26 protein-coding genes are annotated in these 23595 nt (G+C 62.2%); 9 read left to right on the top strand and 17 right to left on the bottom strand.

Annotation, left to right across the window (positions count from 1 at the left end):
- Positions 1–44: 44 nt before the first annotated feature.
- From GN300_RS03900 to GN300_RS03865, 8 genes are all read right to left on the bottom strand, one after another.
- Positions 45–848 (bottom strand): sugar phosphate isomerase/epimerase, encoded by an 804-nt coding sequence (locus tag GN300_RS03900; protein ID WP_042921750.1) that lies wholly within the window; start codon positions 846–848, stop codon positions 45–47.
- Positions 845–2572, bottom strand: coding sequence for an FAD-dependent oxidoreductase (locus GN300_RS03895; protein WP_063315884.1), 1728 nt, complete (start codon positions 2570–2572; stop codon positions 845–847). Before GN300_RS03895 ends, GN300_RS03900 begins: the two co-directional genes overlap by 4 nt.
- Entirely contained in the window at positions 2569–3663 is a 1095-nt protein-coding gene (locus GN300_RS03890) for a Gfo/Idh/MocA family protein (RefSeq protein ID WP_063315885.1), read from the bottom strand. The genes GN300_RS03895 and GN300_RS03890 overlap by 4 nt, the downstream gene beginning before the upstream one ends.
- On the bottom strand, positions 3663–4487 hold the full coding sequence (locus GN300_RS03885) for an aldo/keto reductase (protein ID WP_063315886.1): 825 nt from the start codon (positions 4485–4487) through the stop codon (positions 3663–3665). Before GN300_RS03885 ends, GN300_RS03890 begins: the two co-directional genes overlap by 1 nt.
- Positions 4484–6436, bottom strand: a complete 1953-nt coding sequence (locus GN300_RS03880; RefSeq protein WP_063315887.1) for an FAD-dependent oxidoreductase — start codon at positions 6434–6436, stop codon at positions 4484–4486. Before GN300_RS03880 ends, GN300_RS03885 begins: the two co-directional genes overlap by 4 nt.
- 44 nt (positions 6437–6480) lie before the next feature.
- Positions 6481–7362, bottom strand: a complete 882-nt coding sequence (locus GN300_RS03875) for a shikimate dehydrogenase (protein WP_003939669.1) — start codon at positions 7360–7362, stop codon at positions 6481–6483.
- Positions 7363–7425: 63 nt separating this feature from the next.
- Complete coding sequence (locus GN300_RS03870; RefSeq protein WP_063315888.1) at positions 7426–8802, bottom strand: MFS transporter; 1377 nt, start codon at positions 8800–8802, stop codon at positions 7426–7428.
- Positions 8803–8941: 139 nt separating this feature from the next.
- A complete protein-coding gene (locus tag GN300_RS03865) occupies positions 8942–9859 on the bottom strand; it encodes a LysR family transcriptional regulator (protein WP_054831264.1) in 918 nt (305 codons plus the stop codon).
- A 134-nt stretch (positions 9860–9993) separates the two neighbouring features.
- Between GN300_RS03865 and GN300_RS03860 the strand changes: the two genes are divergently transcribed.
- A complete protein-coding gene (locus tag GN300_RS03860) occupies positions 9994–10686 on the top strand; it encodes an SDR family NAD(P)-dependent oxidoreductase (RefSeq protein ID WP_063316053.1) in 693 nt (230 codons plus the stop codon).
- Between the two features lie 22 nt (positions 10687–10708).
- On the opposite strand, the gene GN300_RS03855 is transcribed toward GN300_RS03860, so the two are convergent.
- Complete coding sequence (locus GN300_RS03855) at positions 10709–11482, bottom strand: hypothetical protein (protein WP_063315889.1); 774 nt, start codon at positions 11480–11482, stop codon at positions 10709–10711.
- 105 nt (positions 11483–11587) lie between these two features.
- Here GN300_RS03855 and GN300_RS03850 point away from each other — a divergent pair, with 105 nt between their 5' ends.
- Positions 11588–12415 carry a crotonase/enoyl-CoA hydratase family protein gene (locus tag GN300_RS03850; RefSeq protein ID WP_063315890.1) on the top strand — a complete coding sequence of 276 codons (828 nt, stop codon included), beginning with the start codon at positions 11588–11590 and terminating at the stop codon, positions 12413–12415.
- Entirely contained in the window at positions 12412–13950 is a 1539-nt protein-coding gene (locus tag GN300_RS03845) for a class I adenylate-forming enzyme family protein (protein ID WP_063315891.1), read from the top strand. The genes GN300_RS03850 and GN300_RS03845 overlap by 4 nt, the downstream gene beginning before the upstream one ends.
- On the opposite strand, the gene GN300_RS03840 is transcribed toward GN300_RS03845, so the two are convergent.
- Positions 13943–14575, bottom strand: coding sequence for an alpha-ketoglutarate-dependent dioxygenase AlkB (locus GN300_RS03840; protein ID WP_007733562.1), 633 nt, complete (start codon positions 14573–14575; stop codon positions 13943–13945). The genes GN300_RS03845 and GN300_RS03840 overlap by 8 nt on opposite strands.
- A 147-nt stretch (positions 14576–14722) precedes the next feature.
- Between GN300_RS03840 and GN300_RS03835 the strand changes: the two genes are divergently transcribed.
- Entirely contained in the window at positions 14723–15139 is a 417-nt protein-coding gene (locus tag GN300_RS03835) for a hypothetical protein (RefSeq protein WP_007733561.1), read from the top strand.
- A 94-nt stretch (positions 15140–15233) separates the two neighbouring features.
- Here the strand turns inward: GN300_RS03835 and GN300_RS03830 are convergent, their stop codons facing one another.
- Positions 15234–15461 carry a hypothetical protein gene (locus tag GN300_RS03830; RefSeq protein ID WP_020970523.1) on the bottom strand — a complete coding sequence of 76 codons (228 nt, stop codon included), beginning with the start codon at positions 15459–15461 and terminating at the stop codon, positions 15234–15236.
- A 248-nt stretch (positions 15462–15709) separates the two neighbouring features.
- Between GN300_RS03830 and GN300_RS03825 the strand changes: the two genes are divergently transcribed.
- The gene (locus GN300_RS03825; protein WP_063315892.1) at positions 15710–16501 is read left to right on the top strand and encodes a MerR family transcriptional regulator; all 792 of its coding nucleotides are present in this window, start codon (positions 15710–15712) and stop codon (positions 16499–16501) included.
- Between the two features lie 83 nt (positions 16502–16584).
- Positions 16585–17049 (top strand): hypothetical protein, encoded by a 465-nt coding sequence (locus GN300_RS03820; RefSeq protein ID WP_042921731.1) that lies wholly within the window; start codon positions 16585–16587, stop codon positions 17047–17049.
- Between the two features lie 53 nt (positions 17050–17102).
- On the opposite strand, the gene GN300_RS03815 is transcribed toward GN300_RS03820, so the two are convergent.
- Positions 17103–17477, bottom strand: a complete 375-nt coding sequence (locus tag GN300_RS03815; RefSeq protein ID WP_063315893.1) for a hypothetical protein — start codon at positions 17475–17477, stop codon at positions 17103–17105.
- Positions 17478–17613: 136 nt separating this feature from the next.
- Between GN300_RS03815 and GN300_RS03810 the strand changes: the two genes are divergently transcribed.
- Positions 17614–17982, top strand: coding sequence for a hypothetical protein (locus GN300_RS03810; RefSeq protein WP_050654738.1), 369 nt, complete (start codon positions 17614–17616; stop codon positions 17980–17982).
- Between the two features lie 22 nt (positions 17983–18004).
- Here GN300_RS03810 and GN300_RS03805 read toward each other — a convergent pair whose 3' ends face one another.
- From GN300_RS03805 to GN300_RS03795, 3 genes are all read right to left on the bottom strand, one after another.
- A complete protein-coding gene (locus GN300_RS03805; RefSeq protein WP_007733551.1) occupies positions 18005–19150 on the bottom strand; it encodes a HoxN/HupN/NixA family nickel/cobalt transporter in 1146 nt (381 codons plus the stop codon).
- A 140-nt stretch (positions 19151–19290) separates the two neighbouring features.
- Positions 19291–19620, bottom strand: coding sequence for a branched-chain amino acid transporter permease (locus GN300_RS03800; RefSeq protein ID WP_003940007.1), 330 nt, complete (start codon positions 19618–19620; stop codon positions 19291–19293).
- Positions 19613–20350 (bottom strand): AzlC family ABC transporter permease, encoded by a 738-nt coding sequence (locus GN300_RS03795; RefSeq protein WP_003940360.1) that lies wholly within the window; start codon positions 20348–20350, stop codon positions 19613–19615. The genes GN300_RS03800 and GN300_RS03795 overlap by 8 nt, the downstream gene beginning before the upstream one ends.
- 79 nt (positions 20351–20429) lie before the next feature.
- Between GN300_RS03795 and GN300_RS03790 the strand changes: the two genes are divergently transcribed.
- On the top strand, positions 20430–20870 hold the full coding sequence (locus GN300_RS03790) for an Lrp/AsnC family transcriptional regulator (RefSeq protein WP_020970517.1): 441 nt from the start codon (positions 20430–20432) through the stop codon (positions 20868–20870).
- 57 nt (positions 20871–20927) lie between these two features.
- Positions 20928–21353 carry a VOC family protein gene (locus GN300_RS03785; protein WP_003940409.1) on the top strand — a complete coding sequence of 142 codons (426 nt, stop codon included), beginning with the start codon at positions 20928–20930 and terminating at the stop codon, positions 21351–21353.
- Here GN300_RS03785 and GN300_RS03780 read toward each other — a convergent pair.
- Both GN300_RS03780 and GN300_RS03775 read right to left on the bottom strand, forming a co-directional pair.
- On the bottom strand, positions 21350–22360 hold the full coding sequence (locus tag GN300_RS03780) for an AraC family transcriptional regulator (RefSeq protein WP_030535335.1): 1011 nt from the start codon (positions 22358–22360) through the stop codon (positions 21350–21352). The two genes, GN300_RS03785 and GN300_RS03780, sit on opposite strands and share 4 nt — an antisense overlap.
- The gene (locus GN300_RS03775) at positions 22357–23547 is read right to left on the bottom strand and encodes a pyridoxal phosphate-dependent aminotransferase (RefSeq protein WP_003939670.1); all 1191 of its coding nucleotides are present in this window, start codon (positions 23545–23547) and stop codon (positions 22357–22359) included. The genes GN300_RS03780 and GN300_RS03775 overlap by 4 nt, the downstream gene beginning before the upstream one ends.
- Positions 23548–23595: the final 48 nt, after the last annotated feature.

Genomic DNA, 23595 nt, shown 5'->3' with positions numbered 1-23595 from the left:
CGCCTTTTTGGTAGCGCCAACTACCAAAAAGGCGCACAGGGCCGCTAGGCCAACACTTCTCGCGTGGCCTCGACCAGGCGTTCCAGCCAGGCATCCGTGCCGACGGCCTGACGCAGTGGCTCGTTGGGCAGTTCGATGCTGACCGGCAGTCCGGCAGGCAAAGTCGACCAGATGTCGGCCAGGGCTATGCCGCCGGTGCCGGGCACCAGACGCTCCTCGCGGGCCTGACGGATCAGCTCCGCGTCCCCAGTGGGAGCGGGGGTCGAACCGTCGCACATCTGGGCGTAGTGCAACCACTCGCGCGGGATGGACGCAAGATCCTCGAGCGTTGTCGCCGAGCGGTCGGTGTGCAATGCGTCGACGAGGACACTGCGAGCCGGACCGTCTGCCGCCGAGACGATCTCGATGGCCGCACGCGCATCGGGCACCGCAGTCCACGGCATGAATTCGAGCGAAGCGACGATGCCGTAGTTCGCGCACAGTTCAGCGAGGCGGGCATAGGAGTCCGTGAGCCGAGCGCGGTCGCGGTCGTCGCCGCCCACCAGAACGGCTTTGGCTCCGAGCTGTGCTCCGGCTTCGAGCAGCGGAACGTAGTCGGTGGGGTCGAAGTCGGCTGCAAGACGGATGATTTCGAGGTCGAATACCTCGACCGGTGAATCGCCCAGTCGACGCACCAGTTCGTCCAACGACTGCTTGTCCTCGTGCAGAGGGTAGGCCGTCGTACCTGGTGCCGCGGGCATCAGACGGATACCGATGGTGTCGAAGCCGTGCTTTTCAGCCAAGGCGACGTGCTGCATCGGTGCGGTGTCGAGCACTGTGAGGGCTGCCAGTCCGAGTGAGAGTGTCATGCGTGCGCTCCAACTGTCTTGGCTCCGGCCAGTTCCCGGCCGGCCAGGTAACCGAATGTCATGGCCGGTCCGAGGTTGATGCCCCCGGACGGGTAGTGCCCGCCCATCACGCTCGCCTGATCGACGCCGACGGCGAGCAACCCCTCGATGGGGCGGTCGTTGTCGTCGAGCACATGCGACGACGAGTCCGTGACCAGTCCGGCGAAGGTGCCGAAACTCCCTGGCACGACTTTCACCGCGTAGTACGGGCCCTTCTGCAAGGGCGCGAGCGACGGGTTCGGCCACGGATTGGAAGCATCTCCGGAACCTCGGTTGAACGGTGTTGTACCGCGACCGAACTCGGGGTCTTCACCGGCCACGGCCCCGATATTGAAAGCTGCGACGGTTTTCTCCAACTGCACGGGGTCGACGCCGATCTTCTCGGCCAAGTCCCGAAGAGTGCGCCCACGCGTGAGGTACCCCGAGCGCAGGTACGGCTGGATCGGGATCGGCAAGGGCTTCGCCATGCCCAGCGGGAGGTATCGCACATACTGTTGATCGGCAATCAACCACGAGCACACCTCTTCGCCCTCGGGAACCTGCTCGACCATCGCGAGTGTGTAGTCGTGATAGCCGAGTGCTTCGTTGACAAACCGCTTGCCGTTCGCGAGAACTCCGATGACACCGGGCTTTCCGCGATCGAGGATGTGCGGGAACACACCTTCCTTGCCGTTGCGGTAGCGAACGATGGAGACGGGGCAGTACGCGACGGGGGAGGCGAGGGTGCGGTCGAGTCGGCCGCCCACGGATTCGCCGAGGGTGATGCCGTCGCCGGTGGTTGTCTTCGGAGTGAGTGACCAGTGCTCGTTTCCGGTGGGGGTACGGGGGAACAGTTCACGTCGGCGGTCGATGTCCTGGGCGAAGCCGCCGGTGGCCAGTACGACGCCGCGCGTGGCAGTTACCGAGTACGCGCCATCCGGACCTTCGAGGCGGACACCGACAACGCGACCGTCATCGTCAGTCTGCAGCGATGTTGCCGACGTTTTCACCCGAATCTCGACGCCCAGATCGAGTGCCGAGCGCAGCATCATGCCGACAAGCGCGGTGCCGTTGACGAGTTGCTGACCACGACGCTTGGTGGCGAGATCGAACATGTGCTTTGTCACGCGAACACCACAGTGCACAAATGCTTTCGGCGATCGAGTCGAGTGCAGGAAAGCCTGCAGGTCGGGGCCGGCCATGATGCCCATGCCGAGGAATGACGTCTCGTACAACTGTCGACGTAGCAGCGCCGCGACGTCGGGTCCGAGCTTTCGCAGACTCACCGGTTTCGGTCCGACGGAACGGTGACCCGTGCCGGCGCCCGGTGTGTCACCGTGAATATCGGCGATCTTGGCTCCGGGCACGAACTTCAGAGCAGTCTTGCGTTCGAAGAACTCGACCATCTCCGGTGCACCGTCGAGAAGAGCATCAACCTTGGCGGCGTCGAAGTTGCCGCCGAGTCGGTTTTCCAGATATGTCCGCGGTGCCGAGCGATCCTCGACAACCCCGTCGGCGATGGCAAACATGTTGCGTGGGGTCCACATCCACCCGCCCGACCAGGCCGTTGCGCCGCCGCAGGTGTCGGCCTTCTCGACAACGAGTACCGACGCGCCGCCATGTGCTGCGGCAATTGCTGTGGAAAGCCCGCCTGCGCCGGAGCCCACGACAACCACGTCGTAGGTGAGGGGGGTACTGCTACTCATTTCTGCTCCTTGGCAGTTGTTGCGAGGGTCGGTGTCGATGTCAGCTCGACAACCTTGCCCGTTCGTGACGATTCGTAGATTGCGGCGATGATGGCAAGTGATGCGCGGGCGTCCCGGCCGGTGACGGCGGGTTCACGCCCGGTCAGGACGGCGTCGGCGAAGTCTTGCACCTGCAGGGTGTGGAAGTCGGTCAGTGCCGCATTGACCGCGCCCACATCGAGATTCGCGTCGATGTCGGCAGAGTACGGCGACCGGAACTCCACTTCGCCCGGCACCGTCCAGATTTCGTTGACACCCTCGTGCCCTTCGGGGAACTCGAGGACACTGGCGATGGCACCGGTGCGCCCGATCACCGTGACGCGGTTGCCCAGGTTGTGATTGGCACCCGTTGTCGCTGTGACGGTTGCGGTGCCGCCTGAAGCAAACGAAATCACTGCTGACGCGCTGTCTTCCGTCTCGATGTGGTCGCCGTGCGTGTGAGTGCGGATGAAGCCGCTGACCGAGACGGCCTCGCCCATGAACCAGGCCAGCATGTCGATCTGGTGCACGGCCTGAGTCATGAGCACGCCACCGCCGTCGGTGTCCCAGCGTCCGCGCCACGCATCGGCCGAGTAGTAACTAGACGGGCGGTGCAGGATCACCGACGCCTCACCGAGCATGGGTAGTCCGATCCGCCCGTCGTCGATGGCGTCGCGGATCCGACGTGCGGCCGGCCAGAATCGGCGTTGGAAGAGCACCCCGAACGTGATACCGGCGCGGTCGGCGGCTCCGATCATGCGGTCGGCGGCAGCAACATCGACTGCGATGGGCTTCTCGCACAACACATGTACACCCGCTTCGGCAGCGGCCACGACTACCTCTTCGTGTACCGGGTGCGGTGTGCAAACGGTGCAGGCGTCGAGGCCTAGAGCAAGCAGTTCGTCAACGGAACGTACGGCGGAGGGAATGCTGTGGAGCGCAGCGAACTCCTGGGCGCGTCCGAGATCGGGATCGCAGCAGCCGATTACCTCGACACCGGGGACTTGTTGCAGCGCGCGGGCATGGTTGCCGGCGATCTTGCCGCAGCCGACGATTCCGACTTTCAACGTCATCAGAAATGTTCCTCTGCTTCGACGTCCCGCGCCGCAGATTCGCCGCGGTCGAGACTGTTCAGTGCTTCGATGTCCTCGCCGGATAGGGTGACGTCGAGTGCTGCCAGGTTCTCGGCCTGACGCGTCGGGTTCGCTGATCGCGCGACCGGAACCACACCCTGCGCGACGTGCCATGCGAGCACCACTTGAGCTGGTGTGCAACCGATTCGACCGGCGATCTCCCCGACCACGGCGTTGTCGAGCACGTCACCCCGGCCGAGCGGACTCCACGACTGAGTGAAGATGCCAAGTTCGTCGTTTGCGCGGCGAACCGGGATCCGAGCGAGCGACGGGTCCATCTGAATCTGGTTGACTGCCGGTGCCTCGCCGGTTTCGGCGACGACGCGGCGCAGGTGGAGCTCCAGGAAGTTCGACACACCCACGTACCGAACCAGTCCGGCGTCGCGGCAGGCCAGCATCGACTCGAACGACGCGACATAGCGATCGATTCGCGGGAGTGGCCAGTGGATCAGGAACAGATCCAGCTGGTCGAGTCCCAGTAGTTCCAGACTCTGCTCGAGGGCGCCCCGAATGTCGCCGGAAACCTGGTCGTTGCCACGAAGTTTGGTGGTGACGAACAGTTCTTCTCGCGGCACACCTGATTCCGCCAGCGCCACACCGACGGCGCCCTCGTTGCCGTAGATCGCGGCGGTGTCGATGAGGCGGTACCCGGCCTCGATGCCGGAGAGAACCGAGTTCGTGGCGTCGGCACCGACCAGGGGCCAGGTTCCGAGTCCAATGGGCGGCAATGCAGTTGCCACGGGTGTGGCTGCCTGTGTGGTCATGCGTGAACCTCCTGACGTGCCGCAGCGGCGGCGGTGATCGCGACGGCAACGTCGGCTGCGGTCACGAGTGCGGCATGGATGGACCCGCCGTCACCGCTCGCGTCGCCGACGGTATGTACTCCGAGTCGTGGTGCCAGTGAACGGAGTTCGGCAAGAAGTTCCGAACGCGGCTCGACGCCTTGCGAGATCAGCAGTTCGCCCGGAGCATCGACCTCGCTCAGCACACCGGCCGTCGAAATCGTGACGCGGTCAGCGGCGACTGTGGTGACGATCGAGCTGAGGTAGGTCGTGAGGTTCTCACTTGCGGCCAGGCGCGGCAGCAGCACGATCTTTCCGCGGCGTCCGACGTCGTGCGCGATGGTTTCCTGCGGGCCGATCATCACGACCTGGGTGCCCTTCTGAAGGAGATCGTCGGCGACGGCCGCAGCCTCACGGTCGGCGCCGAAGATGGTGACAGCGGCAGGAGCTGGATTGCCGGAGACGAGGAATTCGCGGACGTCGCGAACGGTACGGGTAGCTGCTCCGGGGAGATCGACCACGGGGCCGACGCCGCCGGCGGCAAGAACTATGGCGTCGAAATCGACACCGGAGAGCAAAGCAGCATCTGCCCGGGTCGAGGTGTGGCAGTGGACCCCGAGTTCAGCCAGTTCCGCGGCGTACCAGTCCACGATCCGTCCATATTCGGGATACTCGTGCAGCTTCGATGCCAGAGCGAAGTCGCCACCGAGGCTGGGTCGCTCGTCGTACAGGTCGACGCGGTGACCGGCAAGTGCGAGGTCGCGGGCAGCGGCCATTCCCGACGGCCCGGCACCGATGACGGCGACCCGCACGGTGGCATCAGCCGGCTTGGTAGGCTGATCCAATTCGCGGCCGACCCACGGGTTGACGGAGCAGGGAATGGGGCCGGCGGCCAGGCTGTCGATGCAGTAGTTGCAGGCAATGCAAGGGCGGTACCGGCCACCGTCGATGGCGCGATTCGGGAAGTCCGGATCTGCGTGCAGCGTACGAGCCATGCTGACGAAGTTCGCCTGCCCGGATTCGATGATCTGCGCGGCGATCTCCGGCGACGTGATGCGTCCGGCCACACCAACCGGGATGTCGAAGTCGCGCTGGTACTGCTCGGAGTACGGCGCGAGGAGTCCACGGGACCATTCACCGGGCTGGATGATCCACTGTCCCGCTTCGTAGTTGCCGGCCGAGACGTCGAGGAAATCGAGTCGGTCGGTGTCGATGGCGCCGATGCGAGCGCGAGTCATCTCGGCGTCGAGTCCGCCGTCGATGCCTTCGAAGGCTGAGAATCGGAGTCCCAGAGTGATTCCCGGTGCGTGCTCGTGGACGGAGGCGATGACCTTGTTGACGAACAAGGTGGGGTCGGCCCACTCGTCGTCGCGGTGATTGTAAGCAGGGGAGAGGAACTGGTGGATCAGATACCCGTGGCCGCCGTGCAGGGAGATGACGTCGACGCCGGCCTGCTGGCAGCGTGCCGCGGCTTCACCGAAACACTCGATGATGTGCTCGATGTCGTCGCCGTCGAGTTGTTCTGGCATCTCGCCGCCGACAACCAAACACGGAATCGGTGTCGGGGCAACGGGAACAAACCCGCTGACAGAACCTTGCGCCGTGCGACCACCGTGGTTGAGTTCGACTCCGACGAGGGCGCCGTGAGCGTGGATCGCGTCGGCCATCTTCTTGATGCCGGGAATCCGTTCGTCGACGTCGACGCCCATCTGCCGGATGCGTCCCTTGCCGTCGGCACGCACGTAGCTCGCTTCGGTGAAGATCAGTGCAGCACCACCTTCGGCGCGGCGGGCGAGGTACGCGATGTACTCGTCCGTCATGGTGCCGTCGACTTCGCAGTAGTTGCGTTCCATCGGGGCGGACACGAACCGGTTCCGGAGGCGGACGCTGCCCATGTCGAGAGGTTCGGCGAAAGGTGCAGTCACATTCATCAGTGCTCCTGGTACTTCGCGAGAAAGTAGGTGTTCGGTTGTGCTCATGCGCATGCCGTCTCGGAGAGCAGCTCGCTCAGATGGCTGCGCATGCGATCCGTATCGGCTTCGACACCAGTCAGGAGTGTGAAGGTGTCAGAGGCTTGAGCCACCAGCATCTGCCCACCGTCGAGAACTGCGCATCCGAGAGTAGCTGCAGCGTCGAGCAATTCGGTGCGCATCGGTCGATAAACGATGTCAGCGACCCACAATCCGGAATGCAACGCCGCAGGGTCGAAGGGAGTTCCGGGGTGACCCACCATGCCGATCGGAGATGCGTTGACGACGCCGTCGCACGTCGTCAGGTTGACGGCGATCTCATCGATCGCCAAAGCCGTTGTGCGCGTGGCAGGAAAGGCCGAGGCGACGCGAGAACACACATCGGCAGCGCGATCGGGATCAATATCTGCGATGCGAAGATCCGTGGTGCCGGCGGCGGCGAGTGCGTACGCCACAGCGGAACCCGCCCCTCCTGCCCCGGCAAGCACCACTCGGTCCAAGGCGGCGTCGGGCAAACCGCGCTGCAGTGCTGTGAGGAATCCACTGTGATCGGTGTTGTGGCCGATCAGAAGGCCGTTGTGGACGACAATCGTGTTGACAGCACCGAGCAGTCGGGCATTGTCGGACAGTTCGTCGAGTGCGTCCACGACAACCTGCTTGCACGGATGGGTGATGTTCAGTCCGGTGAAGCCGGCTGCGACGGCGCTCCGAACCACCTCGCCGGTCTTTTCGACCGAGACCGTCAGGTTCTCGAGGTCTACCAGTTCGTAGCTGTAATCGTCGAGTCCGAGTGCTGCTGCTTCGTGTGCGTGCAACGCGGGCGAGAGGGAAGTCGAGATCCCGGCTCCGACAAGGCCGATTCGGTGACGTGTGAATTCGGTAGTCATGACATTCTCCTGCATAAGTGGGGACGGCCCCTCGCGGCAATTCAGCGCGAGGGGCCGGTCCGGTCAAGCGTTGTTGCTGGTGAGCTCTGAGTCCTGCTTGATCGGCAGGCTCGGCTTCGGTTGGCCCAGATCAGCTGTGGGCGTGCGGTACGTTTCCGGTCCGGTCATTGCCGCGATGGCGGAGACGACGGCGAAGCCCAGGCACATCCAGGCAACCGGTGTCCAGTTGCTCTTGTCTCCGGCTGAAATCGCCTGAGCGATAGCCGGTGTGAAGCCGGCAACAAGGAGTCCGAGCATGAGGCTGACGGCCATTCCGGTGTATCGGACCTTCGCGGGGAACTGCTCCGGGAAGTACGCCGGGTACGTGCCGTTGGGCATCGCGTAGAAGATTCCGATCATGACGATTCCCGAAGCGAAGACCATGGGGACGCTTTGGGTTCCGATCGAATGGAAGAAGACGAAGATCATCAGGCCGGCTCCGATCGCGCCGACGACGAAGATGGGCTTGCGTCCGTAGCGATCCGAGAGGATGCCGAACAGCGGCTGAGTCAGTACGGCAACAAAATTGGCGGTCGCGATAGCCCACAGCATCGTGGAGCGTTCGAAGCCGGATTCGACGGCGTACGCCAGGGCGAAGACGTTGACGATGGTGTTGATCATCGCGAAGGTCGAGCTCATGCTGATACGGATCACGGTGCGCCAGTGCGAGCGGAACATCTCGACGACGGGAATTCCGGCCGTCTCGTCCTGTTCCTTGAGTTCTTCGAATACCTCGGGTTCATCCAGGGCGCGACGTAGCCACAGCGCGACGACGGTCACGATGATGCTGAGCCAGAAGGGAACTCGCCAACCCCACGAGTAGAGGTCTTCGTCGGGCAGGCTCGCCACTGGGATGAATACCAGGCTGGAGACGACGATGCCGAACATGATCCCGCTCATGGTGAACGAGGTGAAGAACGAACGACGGTGATCCGGCGCGTGTTCGAGCGTCAGTGCGGAAGATCCGGGTGATTCACCGCCGGCAGAGAGCCCTTGAAGTAGGCGAAGCAAGACGAGAATGATCGGCGCGGCGATGCCGATCTGGTCGTAGGTCGGCAGGCAACCGACGATGACCGTCGCAACACCCATGAGGAGCAGGCAGGCGAGAAGCGCGTTCTTGCGTCCGTACCGATCGCCGAGGTGTCCCCACAGCACCGCGCCGAGTGGGCGGGCGACGTAGGCCACGCCCAGAGTGCTGATCGAGAGCAGCGTTGCCGTCGAGCCGCCGCCAGGAAAGAAGATCTTGGGGAACACGAGCGCGGCTGCGGAGCCGTAGATGAAGAAGTCGTAGTACTCGAGGGTGCTGCCGAGGAAGCCCGAAACGGCGGCGCGGCGCGCATTCGAATTCGGGTGCTCCGCAGTGGAGTGCGTGGAACCGGTGGAGGTGATCGGTGGTGCCATGTGAAGTCCTTTCGTCCCGATGGGCCGGCCGTGGCGGCACGTTTGGTGATGCACCACGCATCGGTGACGTCCCTCACCTTTCGGCGGCTGAGACGACAGTGCCACGAAGGACTATGGCGCGTCCAACACTAAATGAGTCTCAGATAATGACGTTTTTGGTCTCAATGTCCGGCGTCGGCAGAATCTCCTCGGACGTCTCCAGTGCGACGGCGAGTGCATCGGTCATATGCCGGGGTGACCAGGCAATTCCGTGATTCATGAACGTCGGCTCGCCGGTGAGTGGGACGAACACACTGCCAGGTGGGGTGATAGCAGCCATGCCGGACGTCATCAGCGCTACACCGACGCCAGCGGCAACGAGCATGAGGATCATGTACGGATCGGTGATCTCCTGGACGACGCGAGGCCTGAAGTCTGCGTTCATGCAGGCGCGCATCGCGGTTTCCTGGAGGGCCGAGCCGGCCGAGAGCGGGGTGGTCACGAATCCGTCGTCGGCCAATTCGCGGAGGTCGATCGCGTCCCTCTCTGCGAGGGGATGGTCGATCGGAAGCACAGCGCCGAATGCCTCCCGTCGGATCAGCCGGGTAGACAGTGATGCGGATTCCACGGGTAGTCCGACGAAGGCGAGATCGAGGGCGCCGCTCTCGAGTTGGATGACCGCGTCGCGCGTCATGATCCGGCCGAGGAGTGTCAGTTCGACTTCCGGATAGCGCTGACGCAACGCGCGGGTGAGCGGCGGAAGTGCTTGATAGTTGAGCACTCCGGTGAACCCGATCGTGACTCGTCCGTAGACGCCTCCCGACGACGCACGCGTAGCGTGTCGTGCCGTCTCCATGTTCTCGATGACGCGATAGGCGTGGGGGAGAAAGGCATGTCCGCCGGACGTGAGTGCGACGCTGCGAGTGCTTCGTTCGAACAACTTGACGCCGATGTCCTTTTCGAGCTTTCGGATCATCTGGCTGAGCGGCGACTGGGCCATCTGGAGCCGTGATGCGGCCCGCCCGAAGTGAAGTTCTTCCGCAACCGCGACAAACGCGTGCAACCAGCGGGTTTCCATCGGCAAGGCCTCCAGGTATTTGACGTTGACAACCAACGCCATATATTCAGAATTTCTACACAGTGTGACGGCAATTATGCCTGTTTGCAACATAAATTGAGTGCGTAGCGCACAGAAACTCAGGAGTGAATGCGATGCAGGGTTACCCAGAGGGTGTCACAGCGCTCGTTACCGGCGGTGCGAGCGGAATCGGCGCCGCCAGTGCAAAGCTGTTGACGGAGAGGGGAGTTCGGGTGGTAACGGCAGATCTTGCCGAAGGCGCGGACGAACAACTCGACGTGAGTGATCCGGCAGCAGTCGATGCGCTTCGAACCAGGCTCGGCAGAGTCGACATCTTGATCAACAGTGCGGGAATCGTCGGACCATCAGCGCCACTCGTCGACGTAGATCTTATGGCTTGGCAGCGTACGTTCCGGATCAACGTCGAAGGGACCTTCCTGATGTGCCGGGCGTTCGTGCCGGGAATGGTTGCGTCGGGGTGGGGACGGGTCGTCAATCTCGCGAGTATCGCGGCCAAGGACGGAAACCCGAATCAGAGTGCATATTCCGCGTCCAAAGCGTCAGTCGTCGCGCTGACGAAATCGCTCGGCAAAGAGGTCGCCACCACCGGTGTGCTGGTCAACGCGATAGCTCCGGCGGCGGTGGAAAGTCCTATGAATGCCGGCACCGATCCGGCCATCCTCGCCCGTTCGCAGTCTTTGACGCCGATGGCACGGATGGGGACGGCGGACGAAATCGCCGAACTGATCTCCTGGCTGTCGTCGTCGGCGGTGAGTTACTCGACCGGCGCCGTGTACGACGCCAGCGGTGGCCGCGCAACATACTGAATTACCTTCTGGGAGAAATCGATCAGAACTCGAGCAGTGACTGCCACAGTTCGCGAGATGCGTCCTGGTACTCGAGCATGTGCGAGATCAGTTCACGCAGTGGCTGCGTCGGTTCGAGTTCTTCCGGAAGGAGCGGATTGCGCACGATGACCGCGATCACCGCGCTGCCCAGAGCAAGTGATTCGCGGGCCGCCTCCTCGCGACTGATTGTCGCCAGGCGTGTTTGCGCCTGTGTGAGTGCTTCACGGGCCTCCGCGATGTCGGCCAACAGCGCTTCGGAGTTCCAGAGTGTGCGGATTGTCGAATCATCCTCGGGGGCAAGGTGAGCGATTTCCATGACGGCCGATCCGGAGGCGGCGCCGAGTCGGTGGAGAGTGCGGCGGGCGCTGTCCGTGCCGCCGAGGAGATTGTTCGGACGGACTGCGAGTGTGGGCTTCCACTCCTCGTAGCCCGCCAGTCGCAGCGCTTGATCGTGCCGGCGGGCGGCAGTGCGGTCGCTTCGTTTGAGCCCCGAGTGCTCGACGGCGATCCAGGTGCCGTCCCAGGGGCGTATGCGATCGGTACGAGTTCGCCACCCCTCGACCTCGCTGTAGGTGGGGATGCCGTCCGGGTTGAGGACGTACGTTCCACGAGCGGTACGACGCAGTTTGTTCTCTCGGCACAGGCGGCCCGTTGCCACGCGAATGCTCGATGCGCTGACGCCGACGATCTCGCCGGCCCGGGTCAGCACAGCGGTGCTGAACTCGGTGTCCGGGCTCGCTGTTGCGAGGTCCAGCACAACTCGGGTTGCGGACATTCCTCGATCAGTTTGTAACAACTTTTGAACAACTCCTGACAAATTCTGTTACAAGTGGCATGGTTGGTACCGGGAAACCTTATCCGCGAGCAGTGAGGAAATATCGTGACCGACTCCGATCGACCAGGTGGCGATGTCTATGTGGAGCGTGACGGTGGCGTCACCGTCATCGTGATGAATCGCCCTGATCGCAAGAATGCGGTGGACGGGCCGATGGCGGCGCAGTTGCGTGATGCCTTCCTGGAGTTCGAATCGGACGAGAGTCAGAAGGTGGCGATTCTGTGGGGCGCGGGCGGCACATTTTGTGCCGGTGCGGATTTGACCGCGGTCTCCGACCCCGCCCGCGTGCATGAGTTGCATCCGGAAGGCGGCGGCACCGGCCCGATGGGGCCGAGTCGGTTGGCGTTGTCCAAGCCATTGATCGCCGCCATCAGCGGATACGTGGTTGCAGGAGGGCTCGAGCTTTCATTGCTCGCGGACCTGAGGATCTGCGAGGAGGATTCCGTGTTCGGAGTCTTCTGCCGGCGCTGGGGAGTTCCTCTCATCGACGGCGGGACCGTGCGACTGCCGCGAATCGTCGGGCAGGGGCGAGCGCTCGACATGATCTTGACCGGTCGCCCGGTCGACGCTTCGGAGGCGTTGGCCTTCGGACTGGCCAATCGTGTTGTTCCAGTGGGGCAGTCACTCCAGGTAGCCAAGGAGCTGGCGCACCAGTTGTCCGCTTTCCCACAACTCTGCATGCTCGCGGATCGCGCATCGGCCTACCGATCTTTTGATCTACCACTTGCCGAAGCACTGCGCGCCGAGGGTGTCGCAGGAAATCCCATTGTCATCGCCGAAGGTGTGCGCGGCGCTGCTGCGTTCGCCGCGGGCGCCGGCCGGCACGGCCGATTCGAGAACAACCCGAATTCGAACGAGGAAACTGAACCATGATGCCCGTAACCCGAGATCTGATCGCCCGTGGTGCGCGACAGCACGGACCGCGAACAGCCGTCGTCTTCGGCGATCGATCGATGACGTTCACGGAAGTGGACGAACTCAGCAGCCGATTGGCGCATACATTCATCGCGCTCGGTATCGGGCGTGGCGCACGGGTTGCGTTGCTGGTCAACAACTCTCTTGCCAGCGTGCCTGTCGATTTTGCGTGTGTCAAAGCCGGCATCAACAGGGTTCCGCTCAACTCGCGTCTCTCGCTCGACGAGCACGCGAGAATGCTCGAGGACACCGACACCTCGCACGTCGTTTTCGGTACTGACCTTGCCGGCCGAGCTGCTGAACTGTCCGCCAGGTTCCCGGATCGGATGTTCGTCGGGCTGGAAACAGGTGCGGAGGGGCAGCTTTCGCTGTTGGATCGAGCACAGGGCATGTCTTCGGCCACTCCGGACGTCGAGGTAGATCCCGACGACGTGATCCTGACGCTGTTCACCTCCGGGACCACGGGAACGCTGAAGGCCGCGCAGCACACTCAGCGCAGCTACGCCGGAATCTGCCGCAATGTTCTGCTCAATCTGCTTCCGGCGACTCAGGACGACACGATGTTGCACGCAGCATCACTGATTCACGCCAGCGGTGTCTTCGTGCTTCCGTTCTGGCTACGTGGCGGTAAGACCGTCATCCTCCCCGGTTTCGACCCGTCGACCTTCTTGGACTCGATAACCGAGCATCGGGCTACGGCAATCAATCTGGTGCCGACGATGATTCAGATGCTCCTCGAACGCCCTGATCTTGCGAGCGCAGACATCTCGAGTCTGAAATCCGTGATCTACGGTGCGTCGCCGATGCCGCTGGCCACCATCGAACGGGCGATGCAGGCGTGGGGGCAACACCGTTTTCTCCAGTACTACGGGCAGACCGAGGCACCGCTGTGTATTGCAGTCTTACGGCCCGAAGATCACACGGAAGATCGCCTGCTGTCCTGTGGTCAGCCGGCCATCGACGTCGAGATCAGGCTGCTCGACGGTGAGGGAAACGAAGTGCCCCAGGGAGAACCGGGTGAAATCGTGATCCGCTCGCCATCGGCGATCGCCGGATACTTCAATGCGCCGGAACTGAATGCGGAGACCTTCACCGAAGACGGCTGGGTTCACACCCGTGACATCGGTCAGTTCGACGCCGAAGGATTCTTGTTCTTGAAGGACCGAGCTTCGGACATGATCATCAGCGGCGGATACAACGTCTACCCCCGTGAAGTCGAGGATGCACTCCTGACGCATCCGTCTGTCCGTGAGGTCGCCGTGGTGGGTACCGCCGACGCCAAGTGGGTGGAGGCGGTCACGGCTGTGGTGGTACTCGAGGACGGGACCGTCGAAAACGACGTACTGCAAGCATCATTGGTCGCGCACGTCGGCGAGCGACTGGCGTCGTACAAGAAGCCGCGTCGGGTTGTTTTTGCAGAATCCATACCGAAGACGGCCGTCGGCAAGCTCAATCGGAAGGCGCTGCGAGACGAACTTCGCGACGCTATCTAACTCCGCGAGTGCGGAATTGAACGCTGATTCTCGGCCCGAGGGCCCGCGCACTCTTCGGGACACAGTGTTCCCACGTGCGTTGGCAGGATCCGCCCATGACGAGTAGATCTCCGTGTCCGAGATTGAAGCGGATGGATTCGCCGCCCCCACGAGGGCGCAATAGGAGCGGGCGAGCCGCACCGAGAGACAGGATGGCCACCATCGTGTCCTCGGTGCGACTTCGTCCCGTATCGTCCCCGTGCCAGGCAACGCTGTCGGAACCGTCGCGATAGAAACACAGACCCGACGTGGCGAATGGTTCACCGAGTTCGTCGAAGTAGTGACTGCTCAGCGCGTCTTTGGCTTCGGTGAGAAGTGCGTCCGGCAGTGGTTGATTCTCTGCGTAGAAACACACCAGACGAGGGACGTCGACAACGCGGTCGTACATCTGACGCCGTTCGGAACGCCACGGCACCGTAGCTTCCAGATTGTCGAACACGGCCTCCGATCCGGTCAGCCAGGCCGGGCGATGGTCGACCCATGCGCCGGCGGTGAGGATACGTCTCTGCACCGTGCCCTCGAGATCGCCCAAAGAGACGCCCAGGTCACCGTTGTCGAACAGAGACGGTTGCATCGTGGCGGTCATAGACTCCACCGTACACCGAAATCGAACATATGTTCCCATGAATTTTGATTGCAGTGCTGGACGGCTGTTCATCCTTGCTGGGTGATGTCCGGCGGCGTGAACCTTTGAATACTGTTCTCACGCTATTTCGCCGAAGAAGGGGATGTCATGACTGCTCCGCACCAATCTCATGCGAACCACCCTGTCCGACAAGGCTTTGCCATCGGGACCACGGTGGCGGCAGCATGCCTGCTCTTCGTCGCGGGAATCGTCGCGTTGCTGCAGGGCATCGCGGCTCTCGCGGACAACGATCTGCTGATCGTCGGAGTCAATTACACCTTCGAATTCGATGTCACGACGTGGGGTTGGATCCACATCGTGCTCGGAATCATCGGCATCGCGGTGTCGCTGGGATTGTTCGTCGGCATGGCGTGGGCCCGCGGGATGGCATTCGTCATCGCGGCACTTTCGATCGTGGCGAATTTCCTGTGGATGCCGTACTACCCGCTGTGGTCGATCGTGATCATCGCCCTCGACGTCGCTGTGATCTGGGCCGTCGCGACCTGGCGACCTGACGAGGTGTGATCCTCTGACCGAAGTGAGTGGTTCACCTGCGGTAGGTGAACCACTCACTTCGCTGTGTCCGGGCCTCCACGGTTGGCCTCATCCCTACGCGGCGTCAGCGCCGTTTCGGTGACTCGCGATCCTGGTTCTCGCGCGGACGCATGTCCTTCGTCGATCGGTGTGGGAAGCCATGGATCATCGAGCAAGAGATCCAGCAGATCACTACCGTTGCGATTCCGAGTCCGATCGACGCGAATGGTTCCTGCGTAGCCAGCCAGACGCTCAGTCCGATTGCCGTCCCGACGATCAGAATCAGGATGGTGTCGAGTCGTGTCGTTTGCATCGAAATCATCGCCTGGCACAGATAGTTTCTGGCGGCCCGCTGGTTTTGGCGGCCCGCCGCCCGGCGAGTGACAGCCGGGGGCAGACCTTGCGCGGCTGACCCCTCGCTCTGGAAATCGCCGCCGCAAGTGATCAATACCCGCGAAATTCGTCTGCGAAACTCCACACAGGAAGAACAGGACCTTATGCCTCAAGGCCCGACATGCCGGGCCTTGACTATGACGTAGCGTCATAGTTAATGCTGTTCGTATGCGAATCAGCGACGTGGCCAGTGCGGCAGGCACCACTCCGCGGACCGTTCGGCACTATCACCGACTGGGGTTGCTGGCCGAGCCGAGACGACTGTCCAACGGTTACAGAACTTACGAACTTCCCGATCTGGTCAGGCTGATGCGCATTCGTTGGCTCACCGCCGCCGGCGTTCCACTCGGATCCATTGCCGCGATGATCGAACCGACGCCGATCGATGCACGAGAACCGGACGACTTCGCCGAAGATCTTTCCTCCTTGATCGCGGAGATAGACCGGAAACAACGAGTCCTCGCAGACCAGCGAGTGCGCCTCCAGGAAATGCTCTCGGCGCGTGGCGCCGGCCGGGTGGTCTCGCCGCTTCCGGTGGAGTTGCTGTCTGCGTTCGACGAGTTGATCGCGTCGTCCCCGACGGATTCGGTTCGGCGTCTGTTCGAGCGTGAACGCGACATGTGGGAATTGGTGGCGATCTCGGGAGCAGCGCCACACGAACTGTTCTCCACGGCTGCGCGATTGCTGTCCGACGAGGGCGACCGGAAGAGAATTGTCGATCTGTACCGTCGTTTCGCCGCTCTGGCTGGGCGCGAGGTAGCCGAGGTTGTAGACGAGATCGCGTACTTGTCGGACGAACTGGAGGAATCACTGGACGGGGTGCTCGGCGATGTGTACGCAGACGGAGACTCCGCAGGCGTGGGATTCTCGGTTGGGATCGCTGATCTGGTGCCTGATTCAGCGCAACGTGAAGTGGTCGCGCGCGTCGCAACACGTCTCATGTCAGGCGGTACGGCGTGATCCGATCACTGTGGTTGCTCTCGACGGGTCGGAGAGACGGAGGTTCCAGTGATACAGCGACTTTCGGCTACGCGAGGGGGACAATGTCGATACCGGTGGCATTTGTTGCGGCGAGTGTGATCGAGGCCGTGGCGATTCACTTCCTGGTGCCGTGGCAGTGGCTTCGCGTCGTGCTGCTCGTTGCAACGGTGTTGTCGCTGATTGCGATTGGCGGTTGGCTTGCCGGACGCGTCGTGCACCCGCATCTCGTCTCGGCTCGAACGGTGGTGTTTCGTTCCGGCACGGGCATTCGAGTCGAGGTGGACCGATCACGGATTTCGCGGGCGAGCATGGTCCGAAGGTTCGGTGAGACAGCAAATGTGATTGTCGACGATCGCTTGGTTCTGCCGGGGCCCGACGGCACTGTCGTGGACATAGACTTCGATCGGCCGCTCTCGGTCACGCTCCCGAAACGGCTGTCGAAGGGATCTCGCTCCACTCTGATCGGTGGGTTGCGGTTGCATGTCGATCAACCCGGCGAATTCTGTGCAGCGTTGTCGCGGGACTGAACTCGCAAAGATCGTCTGGAGTCGGTCAGAGCGGAGACCTCGATGGAAGACCTTCAGGGAAACGGCTCGACAACCAGCCACTGCACCGTGCCGCCGACATTCCACAGTGCATCGGGGTTGTCGAGCGAGGCCGCGTAGGTTGTCGCAGCTCGGTTGCCGGCGATCTCACCGCTCTCACCCGACGGCGGGTTGGGCTCGAGGAATTCGGAGGGGTGCGGCCCTGGCCATGCAGGCACGTCGAACGGGGAAATGCTGGTGTCGATGAGGCCAGGTCGATGCACGGTCACCCGGTCGGGAACTTGCTTGGTTTCCGCCGCCACGGCGATGCCTGGTCCTTCGGCAGCTTCGCCGTCGCCGCTACCGCAGCCTGCCACTGCAAGAACAAGTCCCGTGATTGCCACACCCACTACCGCATGACGTATCCGCACCGTTTTCTCCTAGCCGGGGCTCACCCCGTTCGAACTCCACTATTGCATCTCGCCAACTCCGCGGGATGCGTCTTTCGATAAATGTGGGAAACGCACTGAATGTGCTCGACAGGAGAATTGGATTGTACTGTGAGCCATGCCGACCCTGCTTCGACGTGCATTCAAGACCGGCGCGGTAGCGCTGGCAACGATTGTGGTGGCGGCCTACCTCTATCTGGCCTTCACTTATCGCAGCGCTGATGTCTTTGCGCCGCCAGGGCGCATCGAGTCTCTCGGCCCGACCTACCTGATCAGCAATTTCCCGCCGCGCACTCGTGAAGATCTCGAACAGCGATTCGCGCAGGGCCATCGTGAGCAGTACACCTTGGAACAAGTGAGTTCCGTATTTCCGTGGCGCGCTGTCTACCAGTGGCAGAACGACCAGATCCGCGGCCAGGCGACGTCGAGCGCGTACCTGAAATGGGGCGAGACGTACATCAGCTATTCGCTTTCGGGTGGCCCATGATTCTGCGTAGACCGAGTCGAACTCACATCGCTTCGTCTGCTGTCGCTCGTCGTGCTACTGCTGCACCGGACTGAGCCTGCCACCGTTCTTCGATGCGGCCGTACCGCCACACGAGTAGAGCAATCAGCCAGGTGGCGACAAAGAGTCCGACGATGATGAAGCCCATCGCGCCGAGATCCAAGTTCCCGATGGCGCCGAGAAACCCGTCGTGAATGTCGAGTTTGTCGGTGAAAATCGAGATGATTTCCTGGGACCCGATCAGCAGGGCGACTGCCACCGAGAGTCCGGTGATCACCATGTTGTAGTAGATCTTTCGGACCGGCTGAGCAAATGCCCAACCGTAGGCGAAGTTCATGAACGATCCGTCGATCGAGTCGAAAAGCGACATCCCGGCGCAGAAGAGGATCGGCAGAACGAGGATCGAATACCACGGGAGCCCTGTCGCCGCCGCGCCGCCGGCGATCACCAACAGCCCGACTTCGGTGACGGTGTCGAATCCCAATCCGAACAGTAGGCCGACCGGGTACATGTGCCAGGGCTTGCGAACCATCTTCATCACCGGGCCCAGAATCTTGTTCAGGGCGCCACGGCTGTCGAGTTCCTTCTCGAGTTGTTCCTCGTCGAAGGTTCCGGCCTTGTACTTCGTGTACACCCGATGAATCCCGATGAGAGAGACAAGGTTCAAGATTCCGATCAAAATCAGGAACGTGCCGGAAATGGTGGTGCCGAACAAGCCGGTCCACTTCTCCAGATCGGAGTTGTCGTCGGAAAGGCTGGTGGCCAGTTGCCGCACACCCAAAGCCAAGAGGGCGACGAGTACGAAGACGATGGTCGAGTGTCCGAGCGAAAACCAGAACCCGACGGACATCGGTTTCTTGCCGTCCGCCACCAACTTCCGAGTGGTGTTGTCGATAGCGGCGATGTGATCGGCGTCGAAAGCATGGCGCATGCCGAGCGTGTACGCCGTGACACCGAGTCCGACGCCGAAGACACTGCCTTCGATCGTGTAGTGGCCGGGGACAACCAGGCCGAGAAGAACTGCCCACCCGACGACGTTGAGCGCTACGACGGTGACGGTCATCCCGATGATGCTTCGACGCTGGCCTCGATCCAGACTGTGCCAAGCACCGGCGATTCGAGTGCCCGTCGTGGTCATTGTCGTGGACATCGAACCTCACCGATCTTTCAGTCGCGGCCGGCGGCCACGCTACTGAAATCGTATAAGTGTTCAACTGTTCAGATAAGCGCCTGGAGGTTACAAATCACCCATCCGGGAGTAAAGCTGCTTTGCTCCCGGATGGGAATTGCTCAGGCGAACACGGTATTGACCAGCGCAACGTAGATCGTCGTTCCGACGACGATGCTCAGGACGGCATTCTTTCGCCAGAGGTGCGCGGCGATTGTGGCGCACACTGCAATCAGTTCGGGTAGGCCGTGAGAAGGGGCGGTGATCGACACCCCTTTGAGTGAATACATCACGAGGATCAACATGACGCCTGCCGGCATGTAGATGCCGAGGTAGCCGACCAGGGCGGAGGAGCGCAGCGGCATGAGCGCGGCGAAGGGGATTGCGCGCAGCGCGAAGGTGACCACGGCCATGACTGCGACCGCCGCAAAGATGTACGAGGTGTCAGGCATCGATCTTCGCCTTTCGTGAGTCGTAGACAAAGCGCCCGATCAGGAAGAGCACGAATGCGCCCATCGCAATTGGCAGCATGTGGTCCGGCGCGGCGAGCCGGGCGACCAGAGCGCAGGTGACCGCGGCGACCGGCACCGCGAATCCGTTTTGTGCGCGAATCGCTTCGATCGAGAGGACGACGAACAACGCCGTCAGGGCGAAGTCGAGGCCGACGATCGAGTCCGGAATCCACTGTCCTGCCGTCGCGCCCAGAATCGCGCCACCGATCCAGTAGCCGTGCAGGTACAGCTGGGAGTAGACGATGACGCGTCCGGTGAGTGCCTTGGGATCGGCAGTTACCGACATCGCATAGGCCTCGTCGGTCAGCGCGAACATGCTGTAGAAGCGGGCGAAGGGGTTGCGAATCTTTTCCAGCGGAAAACTCAAGGCGTAGAACACATGTCGAAAGTTGACCAGCAGTGCGGTCAGAGCGACGTACGGCAGCGGTGTCATGGCCGCGACCATTCCGACCGCGAGAAACTCCAGCGATCCTGCGTAGATCAGCGAGGTGAAAGCGACTGCCCACCAAGGGCTGAGCCCTTGTTGGACCACAAGAACGCCAAGTGCGATCCCGAGTGGGAGCAGGCCGAATCCAACCGGTAGCGACAGCTGGAAGGCGTGCCGCCACGCCGGGGTTCGCGGTGGGAGTTCGACGGCCGGTGCGGCCGTCGACGATGCTGGTTCGATCACGACGCAAATCTATAACAAAGATCGAGGTGATCGATTGCTCAGAATGCCCACATATTGAACAGTGCGCAATAATAGTGCGATGGATGCCATGGATGACGCAATTTTGTTTCACCTACGCCAGGACTCGAGTTTGACCAACACCGAGTTGGCGGATCTGGTGGGTCTGACACCCTCACCTTGCCTGCGTCGGGTGAAGAAGCTCGAAGCCGACGGAATCATCACCGGGTACCGGGCGATCGTCAGTCAGGAAGCGCTCGGTCGAGGATTTCAGGTGATCGTCACCGCCGAGATCGGAGTCAACGACCAGGCCACCATCGAGGACTTCGAATCCCAGGTCGCCGCCTTCGACGAAGTGATCGAATGTCGGAGATTGTTCGGAATTCCCGACTACTTCATTCGCGTCGCGGTGAAAGATCTCGCGACGTATGAGAACTTTATGGTCACCAAGCTCAGCGGGCTTCCGGCTGTCTCGCGGGTGACATCGCTGATCACCATGAAGACCATCAAGAGTGTCGACTGATGCCCGGGCTCGGCTGAACCTTCACTAGGTGTCGGTGGTCGGCGTTAACGTCGGAACATGGGATACGAATTTCAAGTCACAGTAGATTCGGCACATCCGCACGAACAGGCGAAGTGGTGGGCCGCAGCACTCGGGTGGGCAGCGGAGCCCAGCGACGAAGACTTCATCAGGGGCCTCGTCGCCGCTGGTCACGCCAAGGAATCCGACACCACGACGTTCGAGGGAGTCCTCGTCTGGCGCGAAGGTGCGGCCATCAGCGATCCGGAGCATCCCGAACGTCCCCGCGTTCTGTTCCAACTGGTTCCGGAATCGAAGACGGTGAAGAACCGGCTCCATTTCGACATACGAGTGGGCGACAAGCGCGAGGATGTCGCAGCGCACCTCGAGACGGTGGGGGCGACGATCCTGCACCGAGGAGCGCAGGGGCCGAGCGTGTGGATCACGATGACCGATCCCGAAGGAAACGAGTTCTGCGTCAGCTAGCGGTACGAACTCGGAGTGTCGCCGGTCCATCGTTTGAAGGCCCGACGGAAGGCGCTGGGCTCGGAGAACCCCAATCGCGCCGAGAGTACTTCGACGGATTCTCCGCGCCGCAAACCAGCGATGGCTACGTCGCGGAGCACTTCCTCGCGTAGTTGATTGAGTGATGTTCCGTCACGCCGCAGCAGTCGACGCAGATGGGGAACGCTGATCGAAAGCATCTCGGCGATCTCCTCGGCAGTGGAGGTTCGCCCCTTCACCCCGAGTTCCAGGACCCGTCGTACCTGCGCCGACGCAGTGCTGTCGTAATCACGTTCGGACATGAGCTGAATCGGAGATTCTCGGAGGTACTCCTCCAACGTCTCCTCGGTTTGGATGATCGGTGCACGCATGGCCGAGTTGTCGAACTCCAGTGCCGCGCGCTGCGCGCCGAAGGTGACCGGCGCTCCGAAGATGTAGTCGTAGTCCTGCGCCAACCGTGCATCCGGTGCCGAGTACGGAAATTCGACCGCCCGAAGTCGGACGCGCTTTCCGATCAACCATGCGGAAAATCGGTGCAGCAAGATCAGGACGAAATCGGTTGTGACACGTTCTGCGACATCAGGTTCGGCGACGCCTTCGCGAGCTCGGACAGCGAAACTCACCCGAGTGCTTTCCTCGCCCTTCTCGATCGACAGTGGGGCCAGAGCCGGTAGCGCACGGATCACGTCGGACATTCGAGCGAAGGCCGATCCGAGATCAGGGCAATGGATCAACGTCAGGCAGATCAATCGGAAAGTGCCACGGGGGACCGGGGCGGATCCGAGGCCGAACAATTCGTCGTCGGTGATCTGCCACGTGGATTGGATGAACGTGGTGACCTGAGTCGGGGTCAGTCGGGCGCGCGGGTCGGACAGTGTCTCGAGGTCGATCCCGGCAGCGCGCAGTGCACCCGACAAATCGACGTCGTTGTCCGGCGAGAACGCGAGATAGCGGTGGACGAATGCGGTCGGGATGGTCCGCGCTGTCATGGGTGCGCTGCTCCTTGGAGCAGGTGGAGACGGCGTGCAGCTTCGGACAGAATGTGGTCCTGCTTGCAGAAGGCGAAGCGCACCAGGTGCTTCCAATCGTCGCGGTTGTCCGCGAACACGTCGACCGGAACGGCCGCGACGCCGATCCGCTCGGGCAGTGCGCGGCAGAAATCTCCCGCATCGGTTTCGCCCAACGGTCTGATGTCGGCAAGGAGGAAGTACGTGCCGCCACCGGAATGCACCGTGAAACCGGCCTCGGTCAGAGCTTTACCGAGCACGTCGCGTTTGCCTTGCAAGCTCTGTCGAAGTTCGACGACCCACGGCTGTTCGTTGGTGAGCGCGTAGGCAACGGCCGGTTGGAACGGTGCACCGGCAACAAATGACATGAACTGCTTGGCGGCACGGACTCCGTCGATGAGTTCGCGCGGGCCGATCGCCCAGCCGGTTTTCCAGCCGGTGACATTGAAAGTCTTTGCGGCACTAGACACCGTGACGGTGCGCTCACGCATGCCCGGGAGCGACGCCATCGGTGTGTGGGTGAGGCCGTCGAAGACCAAGTGCTCGTAGACCTCGTCGCTCAACACGATCAGGTCGCGTTCGCACGCGAGTTCGGCGATCGCTCGAAGTTCGTGATCGGTGAATACGGTGCCGGTGGGGTTGTGAGGACTGTTGACGATCAGCATCTTCGTCTTGGCGGTGATCGCGCCGCGCAATGCATCGAGATCGACCGCAAATCCGTCTCCCGCGGTTACCAACGGAACTGTGCGACGTACAGCGCCTGCCAACGCGACGGATGCAGCGTAGGAGTCGTAGTACGGCTCGATCAGCACTACTTCTTCGCCGGGTTCGACCAGTCCGAGAATCGCAGCACTGATCGCCTCGGTGGCGCCGACGGTGACCAGAACTTCGGAGTCGGGATCACTGTCGAGTCCGTAGCGGATGCGCCGATCCTCCGCGATGGCCTGACGCAAGACGGGCATGCCCGGACCGGGCGGGTATTGATTGACGCCCTCGGCGATGGCTCGGCGCGCTACCTCGAGCATGGCCGCAGGACCGTCGGTATCCGGAAAGCCCTGACCGAGGTTGACCGCGTCGTGAAGTGTGGCCAACGCTGTCATCTCGGCGAAGATCGTGGATGCGAACGGCTGCAGACGCGAGACGGTGCGGTTGCGGGGCGTCGAAGGCATCTTTGCAGCTTAGTCGGCTGACACCGCATCCTCACATCCGCTCGGACG

This window comes from Rhodococcus sp. Ni2 (assembly GCF_021352185.1).
Taxonomy (GTDB): Bacteria; Actinomycetota; Actinomycetes; order Mycobacteriales; family Mycobacteriaceae; genus Rhodococcus_F; species Rhodococcus_F qingshengii.
Note: the sequence above shows the minus strand (reverse complement) of the source record. Positions and strands in the feature narration are given on the sequence as shown.